The sequence below is a fragment of the Macromonas bipunctata genome (assembly GCF_002837135.1).
Lineage (GTDB): Bacteria > Pseudomonadota > Gammaproteobacteria > Burkholderiales > Burkholderiaceae_C > Macromonas_A > Macromonas_A bipunctata.
Genome location: NZ_NWBQ01000016.1, coordinates 1 through 16,369 on the forward strand (window position 1 = coordinate 1; position 16,369 = coordinate 16,369).

A 16,369-nucleotide genomic window follows, 5' to 3' on the forward strand; every position below is an offset into this window, starting at 1 on the left:
GTGTTGGTGGGGGTGGGTGCGATGACAGCGGACAGTTTGGTGTTGTAATTTCATACCAATTGAGGTGGGCACCCAAGACATTTGGCTTGGGTGTTTTCTCATCACCAGCCACGATCTCTTTATTGATGAATAAATGAAAAATCATTCAAAAATGGCATCCACGTTACCTAACATGGTCATGGCTGAATTTGATGCGGGCCGTCAAGCTCGCCGTCAGGGCGATACCGCTTTGGCGATTGCCCATTTTCAGGCGGCGCTCAAACACCAGCCCAACCATCTGCCATCGCTTAACAATTTGGCCAACGCCTTACAAGCCCAAGGCGATACCGATGCCGCCATGCAAATGTATGAGCGGGCCTTGAAAATTGCACCCAGCAAGGCGGTTCTGCACTGCAACATGGGCAGCTTGTGGCAGATTAAAGGTGAGCCTGAGCGGGCCATGGCCTGTTTTGAGCGGGCCACCGCGTTGCAGCCAGATTTTGTACTGGCACACCACAATTTGGCCAAACTGGCCATGCAGCAGGGCAAGTACCCACAAGCGGAGGGCGCGTTCAGGCAGGCTTTGCAATTGAAGCCGCAACAAGCCGATTTGCATTTGGACTATGGCGATTTGTGCCAAAACTCCGGGCACTTTACCCGTGCGGTGCGGCATTACCGTGAAGCTTTGCGCCTGGAACCATCGGCACGCGGTTACAACAGTTTGGGCACCGTATTGCAGCATTACGGCAACCCTGAACTGGCCCGCAAGAGCTATTTGCGTGCGCTCAAAATGGAGCCAGAGTTCAAATTGCCCGCCTACAATTTGGCACAGTTGGACGATTATTTGGGGAATTTCGACAGTGCAAGGGCGTATTACGAAAAAACATTGACCGAAGACCCTAACGATGCCCGGCTGCACTTGCAACTGGCTACCCTGCGACGCAAACAGGCCGATTGGGCCAATGAAGCGGTTTACCAAGAGGGGTTGCAGCGGTCGTTACAGCACTACCTGACACTGGAAAAGCCCGATCCGCTGCCTTTGTTGAGTGCGCTTGCCTTGCCTGTGGATGCCGATTTTTTGTTGCCATTGGCCGAGCGTACGGCGGCGTACTTCAAGCGCCAAGCGGCAGCGTTGGGGGTAACGTTTTCACATTCCATGCCATCGGTACCACCTCAGCGGCTCAAGGTGGGCTACCTGTCGCCAGATTTTCGGTGCCATGCCGTGGGTACATTGTTGGCTGGGTTGTTCCAACACCACAGCAGGCCAGATTTTGAAATTTTTGCGTACAGCCTCACGCCAATGTCCGATCCTTGGACCGAACGTGTGCGCCAAGGGTGCGATCATTTTGAAGACGTGAGCACCAAAGCGGCGCAAGACATCGCGCGGCGTATTTATGCCGATGGTATTCACATCTTGGTGGATTTGGCAGGGTATACCACCCACAGCCGTACTTTGGTGGCTGCGCTCAAGCCTGCGCCTGTGCAAGTGCAATACATGGGCTATCCGGGCACTTTGGGAGCGGATTTTTTACCCCACATATTGGCCGATACACACTTGGTTCCACCCACGCACGCTGACCGTTACAGCGAAAACGTCATCCGCTTACCCAACGCTTGGGCCGCCGAGCCTATGCACGTGGCAGACACAACTTGGAGCCGCAGTGAACTGGGGCTGCCCGAACAGGGTATGGTGTATTGTTGTTTCAACGGCATCCAAAAAATCGATCCCGCTGTGTTTGCTGTGTGGATGCAGATTTTGCACGCTGTGCCCGATAGCGTGTTGTGGTTGCTTGATGGAGGCAAAAACGGCAGCAACCAACGTTTGCAACAAGCCGCGCAAGAGGCGGGTATAGCACCACAACGGCTGGTGTTTGCTACCAAACGCGATCACGCTGAATACTTGGCTCTCTACCGCATGGCCGATTTGTTTTTGGACACACCGGCTTACAACGCAGGAGCCACCGCTGTGGGGGCGTTGTCGGCGGGGTTGCCGCTGTTGAGTTGTCCGGGCGAACACTACGTTACCCGCATGGGAGCCAGTTTGTTGCATGCAGTCGGGTTGCCTGATTTGGTGTGTACCGATACTGCGGCCTACGTCGCCCAAGCGGTTGCACTGGGGCGTTCACCACAAGCCTGCGCCGAGTTGAAAGCACGATTGACCCACAACCTACCGTCTGCGCCTTTGTTCCAGCCCCAACGCTTTGTTGCAGCGTTGGAAGATGCTTACCGCCACTTGTGGGGCCAGTGGTGCACGCAAACATCCACCGAAAGTACCCTTTGAACAACCATTCCACATCACCTGCCCTAGAGATGCAGGCATCTGCCGGTTTTTACGACTGGTTGGCGGCACACAATGTCAGCTTGGTGTGCAGTACCTACCAAAGCAACCGTGTGTTCTTTATTGGGCGTAAACCAGAAATGGGGCGCTTGGCCATACACGAACGGCTGTTTGACCGTCCCATGGGTTTGTACTGGCACAACGACACCCTCACAGTGGCTACCAAATACCAAATATGGCAACTTAAAAATGTGCTGCAACCCGGTCAAACCCACGAAGGGGCCGACCAATTGTATGTGCCACGTCAAGCCCACACCACAGGTGATGTAAACGCCCACGAAGTGGTGGTTGATAGCAGTGGTCAGACGGTATTTGTCAACACCGATTTCAGTTGTGTGGCGGGGTTGCATCCTACACACAGCTTTGAACCGTTGTGGCAACCGCCCTTCATCAACAAGCTGGCGGCAGAAGACCGCTGCCACTTGAACGGTTTGGCATTGCGCGGTGGCCAACCTACCTATGCCACCGCTTGCAGTGCCACCAACGAGCCAGCAGGCTGGCGCAGCGTGCGGCAAACTGGCGGGGTGGTCTTGCATTTGCCCAGCAACCAAGTGGTGGCCACAGGTTTGTCCATGCCCCATTCACCCCGTTGGCACGAGGGGCGGTTGTGGGTGCTCAACGCTGGTACGGGCGAGTTGGGTCATGTGGAAGGTGGCCGTTTTGTGCCGTTGTGCTTTTTGTCGGGGTTTGTGCGCGGGCTGGCCTTTGTGGGGCCTTATGCGGTGGTCGGATTGTCCAAGCTGCGCTCCAGCAGCTTTGGCGGCTTGCAACTCGAACAGCGCCTGCAAGAACAACAAGAGCAGGCCCGCTGCGGCTTGGTGGTGGTGGACTTGCGCAATGGCCAAGTGGTGGAATCCTTGCTGTTTCACACTTTGGTGGATGAGCTGTTTGACGTGGTGGCCCTGCCGGGTGTGCGTCAGCCGCGCGCGCTTGGGCTGCAAAGCGACGACATTGAGCGCCTGATTACCTACCCTGGCGGGCCCGGTGTGGTGGTGGCCAAGCCAGGTATCAACTCCGCCAGCCTTGTTCCCCGCCCGCGTACGGCGGGCCTGCCTGAAACAGAACAACCTGTGCAATACCAGCAGGTACACAACTTGACGGCAGAAAACCTCAAGCCCTACGATGCCATGACCGCTCCCAGTTTGCAGGCGCGCTGGCAGCAACACCCTCAGCGCGGTGAGTTGGTCGGAGCTTCAGCTTCGGTAGGCGGGCAAATGGTGGGTTTGGCCATTGCTGAAATTTTTACCGCCACAGATGGTACGGTTCAGGCCGAGGTGCTGTCGTTGTACGTGGTACCGACGTACGCCGAAGACAAGCAACAAACTGTTCGTACCAGCTTACTCAACCATTTGCAACAGCGGGTGGGGCGGTTGGCTGGTAATGTGGGTTGAAACAAAAAAAGGTTCAGCGTGTGCTGAACCTTTTTTCAGGGATATGGCTCCTCGACCTGGGCTCGAACCAGGGACCTACGGATTAACAGTCCGGCGCTCTACCGACTGAGCTATCGAGGAATAAGCGCAAATTATAGACAGATTTTGTGGGGCTTTGGCCAGGGGGCTTAAATTTCTGCGCTGGCGCGGCAGTGTTGCCACGCGGCTTGCAATTGCTGCGCGGCTTGTTCGGGGTGTTCCGCCCCAGTGATGGCCCGCACCACGGCGAACGATCCTACACCGCTGGCCGCCACTTGGGGCAGGTGTTCTTGGGCAATGCCGCCAATGGCCACCAGCGGGCGGTCGTGCAGCAGCCGCGCGTAAGCGTGCAGGCGGCCCAATCCCTGTGGCGGGGTTTGCATGGCCTTGAGCGTGGTGGGGAACACCGCGCCCAGCGCCAGGTAGCTGGGGCCGACGGCATCGGCACGCAGCATTTCGGCATAGCCGTGGGTGCTCAAGCCCAGCCGCACACCGGCTTGGCGCATGGTGTCGAGTTCGTCGGCACGCAGGGTGTCCAGGTCTTCTTGCCCCAGGTGGATGCCGTAGGCCCCAGCGTCCAAGGCTTCGCGCCAGTGGTCGTTGATGAACAGCAGGCTCGGGGTGCCTTCTACGGCGGTCACGGCGGCGCGGATTTCGTGCCGAATGGCGGCGGCATCGCCCGATTTGAAGCGCAGTTGCAACGTGGGCACGCCCGCTTGGGCCATGCGGGCCACCCAATCGGCGCTGGGCAGCACGGTGTACAGGCCCAAGGCGTGCGGGCAGGGCGCAAAGGCATTGGGGCGTTGCGCCATGGGGGGCAGATCAAAGTCGGACGCGGTACAGGGCCAGGCGGCGGTGTCAAAGCAGGCGGTGCGCTCGGTCTGGCGTTGCCAGGCTTGGGCCACGCAATGGGCATCGGCGGGGATGAAACCCAGGCGGCGTGCGGCAGCAAAGGCCACGCCATAAGGGGTGTCTTCGGGCGCAGTGGCGCAGGCATTCACGTTGCTGGGCAAACCCAGCGCGGCATGCTGGGCGACGATGGAGGCGATCAAATCGATGCTGGTGTGCATGGTGCGGTGTCTGCGGGTCAGGCGTGGTGCCAGAACGGGGTGCCCAGCACGGGGGTGCTGGGTTGGGCGGCTTCTTGGGGGGACATGGCCCCGGCCAAAAAGGCATGGCGACCAGCGCGTACCGCGTCGGCAAAGGCACCGGCCATGCCCACGGGGTCTTGTGCCAGCGCCACGGCGGTGTTAAGCAACACCGCATCAAAGCCCCATTCCATCACTTGACAAGCGTGGCTGGGCAAGCCCAAGCCCGCGTCCACAATCAGCGGTACGTCCAGCCGTTCGCGCAAGGTACGCAGGGCGTAGGGGTTGATGGGGCCTTTGCCCGTGCCGATGGGCGCGGCCCACGGCATCACGGCTTGACAACCCACATCCACCAGCCGTTGGCACAGCACCAGATCGTCGGTGGTGTAGGGCAGCACCTTGAAGCCTTTTTGAATCAGCTGTTCGGCGGCCTGCACCAGGTTGAGCGTGTCGGGTTGCAGGGTGTAGTCGTCGCCGATGAGTTCGAGCTTGATCCAGTCGGTCTCGAACACCTCGCGCGCCATTTCGGCGGTGGTGATGGCCTCTTGCAGGCTGTGGCAACCGGCGGTGTTGGGCAGCATCGGCACACCCATGCTTTGCAGCAGGGGCCAGAAGCCCTGGCTGGCGTCCAGCCCGGTGGCGCCCTGGCGGCGCAGCGATGCGGTCAGCATGCACGGCTGGGCGCGCGCCACGGCCTGCTCCAGCACGGCGGGCGAGGGGTAGCGCGCCGTGCCCAGCAGCAGGCGGCTGTGGAAGGTCTCGCCGTAGAGCAGCAATGGGTCGGCGGACGGTGTGGGGTTCAAGGGGGTCATGTCGATGGCGTCAAAAGCGGGGGAGGGTGCATCAGCCGCCGGTCACGGGCGCGATGATTTCGATCTGGTCGCCGTCGGTCAGCGGGGTCTGGGCGTAGCGGGTCTTGGGCACAAACTGCAGGTTGATGGCGGCGGCAAACGGGCCACCGGCGGCCAGGGCGGCCACCGCGTCGGCCAAGGTGGCGCCTTCGGGCAGTTCGTGCGGGGTCTGGTTGATGAGGACTTGCATGGCGTAGGGTGATGGGCGTCTCAGGCGGGCAGCGTGTCAAAGCGCAGCTGCAGGCGCTGGGCGGTCTGGGTGGTGCCGTGGTGCATCCATTCCAGCACCGCGTCCAGCACGGCGGGCGAGATCATGAAGCCGTGCCGGTACAGGCCGTTGATGTGCAGCACCCGCGGCGCACTCTCGCGCACGGCGGGCAGGTTGTCGGGCAGGGTGGGGCGGCACTGGGTGTTGAGTTCCAGAATGCGCGCCTCACCAAAGCCGGGATGCACGGCGTAGGCCGCGCTCAGCAGCTCCAGCACCGAGCGCACGCTGGCGGGTGAGGTGTCGTTGGTCTCGATCTCGGTGGCGCCAATCACGAAGATGTGGTCTTGCTTGGGCGCAATGTAGATCGGGTAGCGCGGGTGCAGCAGCCGGGTGGGGCGGCGCAGCGTCACGTCGGGCGCGTGCAGGCGGGCCACTTCGCCACGCACACCGCGCAGGGTTTGTGTCTGGTTGTGCTGCTGTCCCCAGTCGGGCTGTGCGCCCAGGCCCCGGCAGTCCAGCACCCAACCACCCCGGCGTTGTTGTTCGGCCTGGGCCTGTTCCAGCGTCAGGGTGGTGTTCCATTCCACTTGCACGCCCAGTTGTTGCAGCGTGGCCAGCAAGGCTTGCAGCAACTGGCGGTTGTCTAGTTGACCTTCATCGGGCAAGTACAGGCCGTGGTGGAAGCGTTGCGCCACGGCGGGTTCCACTTCGGCCAGTTCGGCGCCGTGGACGGGTTGGGGCGTGGGCAAGCTGGGCAGGGCCTGGCCGGTGCGGGCCAGTTGGGTCTGGAAGCGTTGGGCTTCCGGCGTGTCTTGGCGGTGCCAGAGGATCAGCGTGCCTTCTTGCTGAAAGAACACCGGCGCCGCCAGCGGGGCCAGCAGCGCGGGCCAGCGGTGCAGCGCGTACTGGCCCATCGCCACCACGTTGGGCTCGGTCACGGCGGATTCGGCCAGTGGCGCCAGCATGGCGGCGGCCACACGCGCGGCGGCGTGGCTGCCATCGGGCGGGCCTGCATCCACCACACGCAGCGGGTGGCCCGCCTGCGCCAGCGTTACCGCCAGCAAGCGGCCCATGAGGCCAGCACCCAGAATCAACACCGGAGGACGTGAGGAAAGGCTTGCAGAAGACATGGGGCAAATTACATCACAGCGGCTGGGTGTGGGCTTTGCGCCGCGTCAAACCCGTACACCGTGCGCTGGCCGATAATTTGCCCATGATTTCCATCACCCCTCCGACCGACATCCAGCCGCATTACCCCCGCGTGCTCACCATCGCGGGCAGCGACTCGGGTGGCGGCGCCGGCATCCAGGCCGACCTGAAAACCTTCAGCGCGCTGGGCTGCTATGGCATGAGCGCCATCACCGCGCTGACGGCGCAGAACACGCAGGGCGTGCGCGCCATCCACGGCGTGCCCGCCGATTTTCTGGCGCAGCAGATGGCGGCGGTGGTGGAGGACATCGGCATCGACGCGGTCAAGATCGGCATGTTGCACACGCCCGAAGTGGTGCGCGTGGTGGCGCAGGCCATAGACCGTTACGCGCTGCCCAACGTGGTGCTCGATTCGGTGATGGTGGCCACCAGCGGCGACGCGCTGATCCAAGCCGAGACGGTGTCGGTGCTGGTGCAGGAACTGTTCCCCCGCGTGGCCGTTATCACCCCCAACCTGGACGAAGCCGCCCTGCTGCTGGGCCGCCCGGTGCGCGAGCTGGCCGACATGGACGCCGCCTGCACCGACCTGCTGGCGCTGGGTGCGCGCGCGGTGCTGCTCAAGGGCGGCCATTTGGGCGGCGAGGTGTTGACCGATGTGCTGGCCATCGCAGGTCAGCCCGCCGCGGACTGGTTGCGCTTGAGTGGGCCACGCATTGCCAGCCGCAACGTGCATGGCACGGGTTGCACCCTGTCGTCGGCGATTGCGGCGCAGCTGGCGCTGGGGCTGGCGCTGCCCGCTGCGGTCACGGCGGCGCACGCCTATGTGCGCGCTGCCATTGCCGCCGGTGCCCAGGTGCAGACCGGGCAGGGGCATGGCCCGCTGAATCACGCCCACGCGCCACTGCCGTTGCGCGCAGTGGCGCAGCGGTAGAACAATCGAAAATTACTGCGCCGTCCAGCCGCCGTCCATCGCCCAAGCCACGCCGCGCACGTTGTTGCCGGCGGGCGAGCAGAAGAACACCGCCAGCTCGCCCAGCTCCTCGGGCGTGGTGAACTGCAGCGACGGCTCCTTCTCGCGCAGCAACTGCTGCGTGGCTTCCTCGTTGCTGATGCCTTGGGCAGCGGCCTTGTCGTCGAGCTGTTTTTGCACCAGCGGCGTCAACACCCAGCCCGGGCAGATGGCGTTGCAGGTCACGCCCGTGGTGGCGGTCTCCAAGGCCACCACCTTGGTCAGGCCCACCACGCCGTGCTTGGCCGCCACGTAGGCCGCCTTCTGTGCCGAGGCCACCAGCCCGTGCGCCGACGCCACGTTGATGATGCGGCCCCAGTTGGCGGCCTTCATGGCGGGCAGGGCCAGGCGCGTGGTGTGAAAGGCGCTGCTCAGGTTGATGGCGATGATGCTGTCCCAGCGCGCCAGCGGAAACTCCTCCACCGGCGCCACATGCTGGATGCCCGCGTTGTTGACCAGCACGTCCACCCGGCCAAAGCGGGCGGCGGCGGCGGCCATCATGGCTTCAATCTCCTCGGGCTTGCTCATGTCGGCGCCGTGGTACAGAACTTGCACGCCCAGGGCGGCAATCTCGGCCTGGGCCGCCTCCACGTCGCCAAAACCGTTGAGCACGATGTTGGCGCCCTGACGCGCCAGACTTTTGGCGATACCCAGACCAATGCCACTGGTGGAACCCGTGACCAAAGCCGTCTTGTTTTTTAGCATGAAAATTGCTCCTGATCCATTACGATTGACGCATTCATTATCAGACAACATTGTTGTGAAATGATGGCAGATGGTACCGTTGCGGTGCCACCCCATGCTACTGTTCCGACCCCCGGAGAAAGGCCCCCATGCTAGAACCTGTCCTGCAATACCTCGACGTGCCCGGTCCTCACGCCAAAAACAGCACCGAGCGCCGCATCGCGTGGTGGGACTGGAACGCCACCGGCCACCCTCAGCCCGATCACGTGGTGGTGTGCGTGCATGGCCTGACGCGCCAGAGCCGCGACTTTGACACCCTGGCCGCCGCCCTGGCACCGCAGGCGCGCGTGGTGTGCGTGGACGTGGCGGGCCGGGGCCACAGCGACTGGCTCGACGACCCGATGGCGTACCAGATTCCGACCTACGCCACCGACCTGGCGGTGCTGCTGGGCCACCTGCGCCAAAATTACGCCGGCACTACCGGCCACGACCCGGCCACGCTCAAGATCGACTGGGTGGGCACCAGTATGGGCGGGCTGATAGGCATGGCGCTGGCCGCTTTGCCCGTGATGGGTCTGCGCCGCCTGGTGCTCAACGACGTAGGCATCCAGCTGCCGCTGGTTGCGCTGCAGCGCATTGCCGACTTTGTGGGCAACGCGCCCGTGTTTGCCAGCGAGCAAGCGGCGGTGGCCTACCTGCGCGAGGTCTCGCCCGGCTTTGGCCCGCACACGCCGGAGCAATGGCTGGCGCTGTCGCGCCCCATGCTGCGCTCCACCGCCGAGGGCTGGGCGCTGCACTACGACCCCGCCATCGCCGCGCCGTTCCGCGCCACCGTGCCCGACCAGGACAGCGCCGGTGCCGAGGGCAACGCCCTGCTGGGCCGCTTGTACGACGCCATCACCGCGCCCACGCTGCTGCTGCGCGGCGCCGAATCCGATTTGCTGCACGCCGACACCGCCCGCGCCATGACCGAGCGCGGGCCGCGCGCACGCTGCGTCGAATTTGCGGGCGTGGGCCACGCCCCCACCCTGGTGCAGCCCGAGCAGGTTGCTGCTGTGACCGACTTCCTCCTGGCCCCATGACCGACCCTTTTGCCCCTGCCCCGTCTGACTCCGACCACACTGGCGCCCGTCCGTCCGAGGGCTGCGTGACCGCCATTGCCGCCGCCGTGGCCGCTGGCACCCCGCACAGCGCCAACGCCTTGGCGCGCGCGCGGGCCTTTGCCGAGCCGCTGCTGGCCAACGAAACCCTGGACACCGGCGAGAACATCCTGGCCCACGTCGACGCCATGGTGGACATCCTGGCCATCATGGGCGGCACGCCCGAGATGCAGGCCGCCGCCTACCTGGTGTACGCCTGCCAGCACCTCAACCGCCCGCATGAGGTGATTGCCAAGGCCTTTGGCGACAACTTTGCCCAGCTCGCGGTGGAAACCACCAAACTGGTGCAACTGCAGCGCCAGGCGCGGCGCAAGGCGGTGCAGGTGCAGGCCCAGCGCGAAGCGGCGCTGCAAGACGGCACCTTGCCGCGCGCGCTGCTGTCCGAACTCGACGCCAGCCAGACCGAAAATGTGCGCAAGATGCTGCTGGCGTTCTCGCGCGATTTGCGCGTGGTCATGCTGCGGCTGGCCTCGCGCCTGCAGACCCTGCGCTACCACGCCGCCGCCAAATGCCTGCCCGAAGCCGGGCTGGCGCGCGAGTCGCTGCACATCTTTGCGCCGCTGGCCAACCGGCTGGGCATCTGGCAAATCAAGTGGGAGATGGAAGACCTCGCGTTCCGCTTCCTGGAGCCCGACACCTACAAGCACATCGCGCGCCTGCTGGACGAAAAACGCATCGAGCGTGAGAGCCACGTCGAGCAGGTGCGCCAGCAACTGGAACACGACCTGCGCGAGCACAGCATTGCCGCCTCGGTCGAAGGCCGGCCCAAGCACATCTACAGCATCGTCAAGAAGATGCGCGGCAAGGCGCTGGACTTCAACCAGGTGTTCGACATCCGCGCGCTGCGCGTGGTGGTGCCCGAGATTGACGATTGCTACGGCGTGCTGGCCCACGTCCACGCCCACTTCAACCCGGTGCTGGAGGAATTTGACGACTACATCGCCAAACCCAAGCCCAACGGCTACCAGTCGCTGCACACCGTGGTGCGCGACGCGCAGGGCCGCGCCTTCGAGATCCAGATCCGCACCCAATCCATGCACGACCACGCCGAACACGGCGTGGCCGCGCACTGGGCCTACAAGGAAGCGGGCCAGAAAGGCTACGCCGGCGTTTCGGCCAGCTCCGACTACGACGCCAAGATCGCCGTGCTGCGCCAGTTGCTGGACTGGCAGCGCGACCTCAGTGGCGCCAAGGGCCTGTTCGACGACTGCATCTACGTGCTCACGCCCCACGCTGCCATCGTCGAACTGCCCACCGGCGCCACCCCGGTCGATTTTGCCTACGCCGTCCACACCACGCTGGGCCACTGCTGCCGGGGTGCGCGCGTCGATGGCGCCATGGTCACGCTCAACACCCCGCTGCAAAACGGCCAGACGGTGGAAATCATCGCCACCAAGGAAGGCGGCCCCTCGCGCGACTGGCTCAATGCCGACCTGGGCTACCTCGTCAGCCACCGCGCCAAGAGCAAGGTGCGCGCCTGGTTCAACGCGCTGGCGCAAGAGGAAAACGTGGCCCGTGGCCGCGACGCGGTTGAAAAGCTGCTGCAGCGCGAAGGCAAGACCGCCCTGCGGCTCGACGACCTGGCCGCTGGCCTGGGCTACCCCAGCGCCCCCGCCCTGTTCGAGGCCGTCGGCAAGGAGGAGCTGACCCTGCGCGCGGTGGAGCAGCAGCTCAAGCCGCCCGAGCCTCTGCCCAGCCCCGACGAGGTGGTGCTGAAAAAAGCCCGCAGCGAGGACAAACCCCCCAGCGGCAGCGTGCTGGTGGTGGGCATGGATTCGCTGCTGACCCAGCTGGCGCGCTGCTGCAAGCCCGCGCCGCCCGACGACATCCGGGGCTTCGTCACGCGGGGCAAAGGTGTGAGCATCCACCGCAGCGACTGCGGCGACTTTGCCCACCTGGCGCGCAAGCATCCCGACCGCGTGATCGACGTGCAATGGAGCGGCCACAAGGGCAAGGGGGTCGAGGCCGCCTTCTACCCCGTGGACGTGGCGGTGGAGGCGCACGACCGCCAGGGCCTGCTGCGCGACATTTCCGACGTGTTTGCGCGCGAGAAGATCAACGTCACCGGCGTGCAGACCCAGTCTGTCAAGGGGGTGGCCTGGATGACCTTCACCGTGGAAGTGACCGACGCCCTGCGTGTCTCGCGCGTCATGTCGGCGGTGGCCGATGTGCCGGGGGTGCAGGTGGTGCGGCGGCGCTGAAACTGCGTCGGGCCACAAAAAAACCCTGCGGTGTGTGCAACGGCCCAAAATTGCTCTACAATACGAGTCTTGTTACCGACCCAGGCGCGTAGCTCAGCTGGTTAGAGCACCACCTTGACATGGTGGGGGTCGTTGGTTCGAGTCCAATCGCGCCTACCAGATTCAAAACCCTGCTTTTGCAAAAAAGCAGGGTTTTTTGTTGCCTGCCGGGTGCCGCAGCGCGGTCAAACGCGTTACAACCGCATTTCCTTTCCTTGTTTCTGTGGCGCCGCACCGTATGCACCCGACTCCCGACCCCAACGCGCCTTCCGGTTTCAACCTGCGGCTGTGGCGCCGTTTTGTGGCCATGGCGGCGCCATACTGGCGCTCGGACGAACGCTGGCGCGCGCGCGGCCTGTTGCTGCTGCTGATGGTGCTGTTGCTGGGCCAGACCGCGTTCAGCGTCTGGTTCAACCACGAAAGCGGCGAATTCACCTCCGCGCTGGCCGCGCGCGATCCTGACCGCTTCTGGGTCTCCATCTACCGCTACACCCTGATCCTGCTGGCCGGGGTGCCCATCTACGCGCTGTACTACTACGTGCGCGACACCCTGGGCCTGCGCTGGCGGCGCTGGCTGACCGACCACTTCCTGCAACGCTACTTCCAGCAGCGCGCCTACTACCGGCTCAACGCCGTGGCCGGGCTGGACAACCCCGACCAGCGCATCGCCGAGGACATCAACGCCTTCACGCAGCAGTCGCTGTACTTTTCCATGATCGTGCTGGGTGCGGCCACCCAGCTGGTGGCGTTTGCCAGCGTGCTGTGGGGCATCTCGCGCGGGCTGGTGTATTTTCTGCTGGCGTACGCGGTGTTCAGCACCTTCTTTACCGCCACCGTGTTCGGGCGGCGCCTGATTGGCCTGAATTTCCGGCAGCTGCAGCGCGAGGCCGACTTCCGCTTCAACCTGGTGCGTGTGCGCGAGCACGCCGAGCCCATCGCCTTCCACGGTGGCGAGGCGCGCGAGATGTCGGTGCTGCAGCGCCTGTTTGCCGCGCTGCAGCAGAACTACCAGCAAGTGCTGCGCTGGCAGTTCAAGCTCAACCTGTTCCAGTACGCGCACAGCTTTCTCACCATCATCCTGCCCAGCGTGATCGTGGCCGACGACGTGCTGTCGGGCCGCATGGAGGTGGGCCGTGCCGTGCAGGCGGCGGGTGCGTTTGCCGCCATGCTCAGCGCGCTGACGGTGATCGTGGAGCGTTTCGAGGGCCTGAGCCGCTTCTCGGCCGGCGTGGACCGTCTGCACGACTTTGCCGACACGCTGCAACGCCAGGCCGATGCCGAAGCCTGGGAGCAGGGCCAGCCCGCGCCGGATAACGCCCCCGCCGCCGTTCCGGTGGCCGCTGCCGCCCGTATCGTCACGCTGCCACACGTGGACATTGCGCTGCAGCACGTCACCATCCTGACCCCGAACCGCGAACACCTGCTGGTGCAGGCGCTGACGCTGGCCGTCACGCCCGGGGCGGGGTTGCTGATTGTGGGCGCCAGCGGCAGCGGCAAAAGTTCCATCCTGCGTGTGATGGCGGGCCTGTGGCACACCGGCTCGGGCGAGGTGCAGCGCCCCGCCGACCCCGACATGCTGTTTTTGCCGCAGCAGCCCTACCTGCCCCCGGGCAGCTTGCGCGAGCAACTGCTGTACCCGCACGTCAACCGGCCCATTTCGGACGAAGAACTGCTGCAGTGGCTGGAACGCGTCAACCTGCCCACGCTGGCCGACCGCTTTGGCGGCCTCAACGTGGTGCTGGACTGGGCCAAGGTGCTGTCGGTGGGCGAGCAGCAGCGCATGGCCTTTGCGCGCGCCCTGCTGGCCAAGCCGCGCTACGTGCTGCTGGACGAAGCCACCAGCGCCCTGGACACTGCCAACGAGGAACGCCTCTACAGCCAGTTGGCCGCCCTGTCCATCACCCCCATCAGCGTCAGCCACCGCCCCGCAGTACTGGGCTACCACCGGCAGGTGCTGGAGCTGCCCGGCGACGGCTCCTGGTGCCTGCACAGCGCCGCCACCTACCGCTGGCTCTGAGCAGCACGCCATGCGGGATACTATCGAATCTTACTTGTACATTAATGTCAGGAGCTTTGTTGTGCAAACCGTTCAGGCCGAACCCGTGGCCGATCCTTCCGAGAGTGTGCGCGTTGTCAAAAAATACCCCAACCGTCGCCTGTACGACACCCACACCTCCACCTACATCACGCTCAGCGACATCAAGCAACTGGTGATGAACAGTGAACCCTTCGTGGTGCGTGACGCCAAGACCAACGAAGACCTGACCCGCAGCATCCTGCTGCAAATCATCCTGGAAGAGGAAACGGCGGGTGTGCCGCTGTTCTCGGAGCAGATGCTGGCCAACCTGATCCGCTTCTACGGCAACTCCATGCAGGGCTTCATGGGCTCCTATCTGGAAAAAAATCTGCAAATTTTCATGGACTTGCAGCAGAAAATGGCGGCCCAAACTTCGCTCAAGCCCGAGCTGTGGCAGCCCTTTATGGGGGTACCCGCGCCCATGCAACCCAGTCTGATGAGCGGCTACTTGGAGCAATCCCAGTCCGCGTTGGCGCAGATGCAGGAGCAAATGCTCAGCACCTTTGGCCTCAAGCGCAGCCCCACTTCCGGCCCCACGACCTGAGACAATCCCCGCCTATGATTACCGACACCTCTTCTGTGGGCGCTGCCGTACCCACCACGCCCAAAGTGGGCTTTGTCAGCTTGGGCTGTCCCAAGGCCCTGACCGACTCCGAACTGATCCTGACCCAGCTCAGCGCCGAAGGTTACCAAACCAGCAAGACCTTCCAGGGCGCCGATCTGGTCATCGTCAACACTTGCGGCTTCATTGACGATGCCGTGCGCGAAAGCCTGGACACCATCGGCGAAGCCTTGGCCGAAAACGGCAAGGTCATCGTCACCGGCTGCCTGGGCGCACGCGCGGGCGAGGGCGGTGGCAACCTAGTACAACAGATGCACCCCGCGGTGCTGGCCGTGACCGGCCCCCACGCCACCCACGAGGTGATGGAAGCCGTCCACCAGCACCTGCCCAAGCCGCACGACCCGTTTGTCGATCTGGTGCCGCCACAAGGCATCAAGCTCACGCCGCGCCACTACGCCTACCTCAAGATCAGCGAAGGTTGCAACCACCGCTGCACCTTCTGCATCATCCCGTCCATGCGCGGCGATCTGGTCAGCCGCCCGATTGGCGACGTGCTGACCGAAGCGCGCAAGCTGTTCGAGGCGGGCGTGAAAGAACTGCTGGTGGTGAGCCAGGACACCTCGGCCTACGGCGTGGATGTGCAATACCGTACCGGCTTCTGGGATGGCAAACCCATCAAGACCAAGCTGTACGATCTGGTGCGTGCGCTGGGTGAGCTGGCCCGTGCCCACGGCGCCTGGGTGCGCCTGCACTACGTGTACCCATACCCGCACGTGGACGACATCATCCCGTTGATGGCCGAAGGCTTGTGCCTGCCGTACCTGGACGTGCCGCTGCAACACAGCCACCCCGACGTGCTCAAGCGCATGAAGCGCCCGGCCAGCGGCGAGAAAAACCTCGAACGCATCCAGCGTTGGCGCGAGCTGTGTCCCGAGATCGTGATCCGCAGCACCTTCATTGCCGGTTTTCCGGGCGAGACGGAAGAGGAATTCCAGCACCTGCTGGACTTTGTGCGCGAGGCCGAGATCGACCACGCGGGCTGTTTTGCCTATTCCCCGGTTGAAGGCGCCACCGCCAACGAGCTGCCCAACCCCGTGCCCGATGCGGTGCGCGCCGAACGCCAGGCCCGCTTCATGGCGGTGGCCGAGGAGGTGTCGGTGGCCAAGCTGCAACGCCGCGTCGGGGCCACCATGCAAGTGCTGGTCGATCAGGCGGTGAGCCTGGGCAAGAAGGGTGGCGTGGGCCGCAGCTACGCCGACGCACCGGAAATTGACGGCACCGTGCGCCTGTTGCCGCCAGAAAAAGCCAGCAAGACCTACAAGGTCGGCGACTTTGTGAAGGTGCGCATCGTGGGCGCCGAAGGCCACGACCTCGTCGGCCAGGTGGTGTGATCGCTGGCGTGATGTGATGGGCCTGGTTCAGCGGTGCAGACCGCTGAACCCCTTGTGTTCTTTTGGACGTCAGGGCAGGGCGACGCATTGTGCCTCGTGCCCCTATCCGCCGTCATGATGCTGTGCTCCCAGCTTTGGGGGCTATGCCTGGCTTTTTGAAGCCGGAAAACAAAAAAAGCTTGCAGATTGCAAGCCTTGAATGTTTGGTGCCCAGGAGAGGACTC

The 16,369-nt window shown here is 63.9% G+C and carries 13 protein-coding genes and 2 tRNA genes; 9 read left to right on the forward strand and 6 right to left on the reverse strand.

From position 1 onward, the window contains the following. Positions 1–178 precede the first annotated feature (178 nt). Positions 179–2,260 (forward strand): O-linked N-acetylglucosamine transferase, SPINDLY family protein, encoded by a 2,082-nt coding sequence (locus CON76_RS02340; RefSeq protein ID WP_101101836.1) that lies wholly within the window; start codon positions 179–181, stop codon positions 2,258–2,260. Positions 2,261–2,289: 29 nt separating this feature from the next. Continuing rightward, positions 2,290–3,708, forward strand: a complete 1,419-nt coding sequence (locus CON76_RS02345) for a TIGR03032 family protein (RefSeq protein ID WP_101101710.1) — start codon at positions 2,290–2,292, stop codon at positions 3,706–3,708. Between the two features lie 44 nt (positions 3,709–3,752). Here CON76_RS02345 and CON76_RS02350 read toward each other — a convergent pair. From CON76_RS02350 to CON76_RS02370, 5 genes are all read right to left on the reverse strand, one after another. Continuing rightward, positions 3,753–3,828 (reverse strand) — tRNA-Asn (locus CON76_RS02350). A 47-nt stretch (positions 3,829–3,875) separates the two neighbouring features. Beyond that, the gene (locus CON76_RS02355; RefSeq protein WP_101101712.1) at positions 3,876–4,796 is read right to left on the reverse strand and encodes a thiamine phosphate synthase; all 921 of its coding nucleotides are present in this window, start codon (positions 4,794–4,796) and stop codon (positions 3,876–3,878) included. 17 nt (positions 4,797–4,813) lie between these two features. Next, entirely contained in the window at positions 4,814–5,626 is an 813-nt protein-coding gene (locus CON76_RS02360; RefSeq protein ID WP_101101714.1) for a thiazole synthase, read from the reverse strand. A gap of 31 nt (positions 5,627–5,657) precedes the next feature. Further along, positions 5,658–5,855 (reverse strand): sulfur carrier protein ThiS, encoded by a 198-nt coding sequence (thiS, locus tag CON76_RS02365; protein WP_101101716.1) that lies wholly within the window; start codon positions 5,853–5,855, stop codon positions 5,658–5,660. 20 nt (positions 5,856–5,875) lie between these two features. Further along, the gene (locus CON76_RS02370; protein WP_101101718.1) at positions 5,876–7,003 is read right to left on the reverse strand and encodes an FAD-dependent oxidoreductase; all 1,128 of its coding nucleotides are present in this window, start codon (positions 7,001–7,003) and stop codon (positions 5,876–5,878) included. Positions 7,004–7,086: 83 nt separating this feature from the next. On the opposite strand from CON76_RS02370, the gene thiD reads away from it, so the two are divergent. Beyond that, entirely contained in the window at positions 7,087–7,953 is an 867-nt protein-coding gene (thiD, locus tag CON76_RS02375; protein WP_101101720.1) for a bifunctional hydroxymethylpyrimidine kinase/phosphomethylpyrimidine kinase, read from the forward strand. 12 nt (positions 7,954–7,965) lie between these two features. Here the strand turns inward: thiD and CON76_RS02380 are convergent, their stop codons facing one another. Further along, positions 7,966–8,736: a 3-hydroxybutyrate dehydrogenase gene (locus tag CON76_RS02380; protein WP_101101722.1), complete on the reverse strand. Its 771-nt coding sequence runs from the start codon at positions 8,734–8,736 to the stop codon at positions 7,966–7,968. A 128-nt stretch (positions 8,737–8,864) separates the two neighbouring features. Between CON76_RS02380 and CON76_RS02385 the strand changes: the two genes are divergently transcribed. The 6 genes from CON76_RS02385 to rimO all read left to right on the forward strand — a co-directional run bounded on the left by CON76_RS02385 (position 8,865) and on the right by rimO (position 16,145). Continuing rightward, entirely contained in the window at positions 8,865–9,797 is a 933-nt protein-coding gene (locus tag CON76_RS02385; protein ID WP_101101724.1) for an alpha/beta fold hydrolase, read from the forward strand. Continuing rightward, on the forward strand, positions 9,794–12,076 hold the full coding sequence (locus CON76_RS02390; protein WP_101101726.1) for a RelA/SpoT family protein: 2,283 nt from the start codon (positions 9,794–9,796) through the stop codon (positions 12,074–12,076). The genes CON76_RS02385 and CON76_RS02390 overlap by 4 nt, the downstream gene beginning before the upstream one ends. Before the next feature lie 82 nt (positions 12,077–12,158). Continuing rightward, a tRNA-Val gene (locus CON76_RS02395) sits at positions 12,159–12,235 on the forward strand. A gap of 118 nt (positions 12,236–12,353) precedes the next feature. Continuing rightward, positions 12,354–14,132, forward strand: a complete 1,779-nt coding sequence (locus CON76_RS02400; protein ID WP_101101728.1) for an ABC transporter ATP-binding protein/permease — start codon at positions 12,354–12,356, stop codon at positions 14,130–14,132. 61 nt (positions 14,133–14,193) lie between these two features. Beyond that, on the forward strand, positions 14,194–14,736 hold the full coding sequence (gene phaR / locus CON76_RS02405; RefSeq protein WP_240592727.1) for a polyhydroxyalkanoate synthesis repressor PhaR: 543 nt from the start codon (positions 14,194–14,196) through the stop codon (positions 14,734–14,736). A gap of 14 nt (positions 14,737–14,750) precedes the next feature. Then, positions 14,751–16,145: a 30S ribosomal protein S12 methylthiotransferase RimO gene (gene rimO / locus CON76_RS02410; RefSeq protein WP_101101732.1), complete on the forward strand. Its 1,395-nt coding sequence runs from the start codon at positions 14,751–14,753 to the stop codon at positions 16,143–16,145. The last annotated feature ends 224 nt before the right edge of the window (positions 16,146–16,369 follow it).

Bases quoted from the DNA above. Each gene is read 5' to 3' on its own strand.
- CON76_RS02340 (WP_101101836.1), top strand. From the start codon at position 179: ATGGCTGAATTTGATGCGGGCCGTCAAGCTCGCCGTCAGGGCGATACC.
- CON76_RS02345 (WP_101101710.1), top strand. From the start codon at position 2,290: ATGCAGGCATCTGCCGGTTTTTACGACTGGTTGGCGGCACACAATGTC.
- CON76_RS02355 (WP_101101712.1), bottom strand. From the start codon at position 4,796: ATGCACACCAGCATCGATTTGATCGCCTCCATCGTCGCCCAGCATGCC.
- CON76_RS02360 (WP_101101714.1), bottom strand. From the start codon at position 5,626: ATGACCCCCTTGAACCCCACACCGTCCGCCGACCCATTGCTGCTCTAC.
- thiS (WP_101101716.1), bottom strand. From the start codon at position 5,855: ATGCAAGTCCTCATCAACCAGACCCCGCACGAACTGCCCGAAGGCGCC.
- CON76_RS02370 (WP_101101718.1), bottom strand. From the start codon at position 7,003: ATGTCTTCTGCAAGCCTTTCCTCACGTCCTCCGGTGTTGATTCTGGGT.
- thiD (WP_101101720.1), top strand. From the start codon at position 7,087: ATGATTTCCATCACCCCTCCGACCGACATCCAGCCGCATTACCCCCGC.
- CON76_RS02380 (WP_101101722.1), bottom strand. From the start codon at position 8,736: ATGCTAAAAAACAAGACGGCTTTGGTCACGGGTTCCACCAGTGGCATT.
- CON76_RS02385 (WP_101101724.1), top strand. From the start codon at position 8,865: ATGCTAGAACCTGTCCTGCAATACCTCGACGTGCCCGGTCCTCACGCC.
- CON76_RS02390 (WP_101101726.1), top strand. From the start codon at position 9,794: ATGACCGACCCTTTTGCCCCTGCCCCGTCTGACTCCGACCACACTGGC.
- CON76_RS02400 (WP_101101728.1), top strand. From the start codon at position 12,354: ATGCACCCGACTCCCGACCCCAACGCGCCTTCCGGTTTCAACCTGCGG.
- rimO (WP_101101732.1), top strand. From the start codon at position 14,751: ATGATTACCGACACCTCTTCTGTGGGCGCTGCCGTACCCACCACGCCC.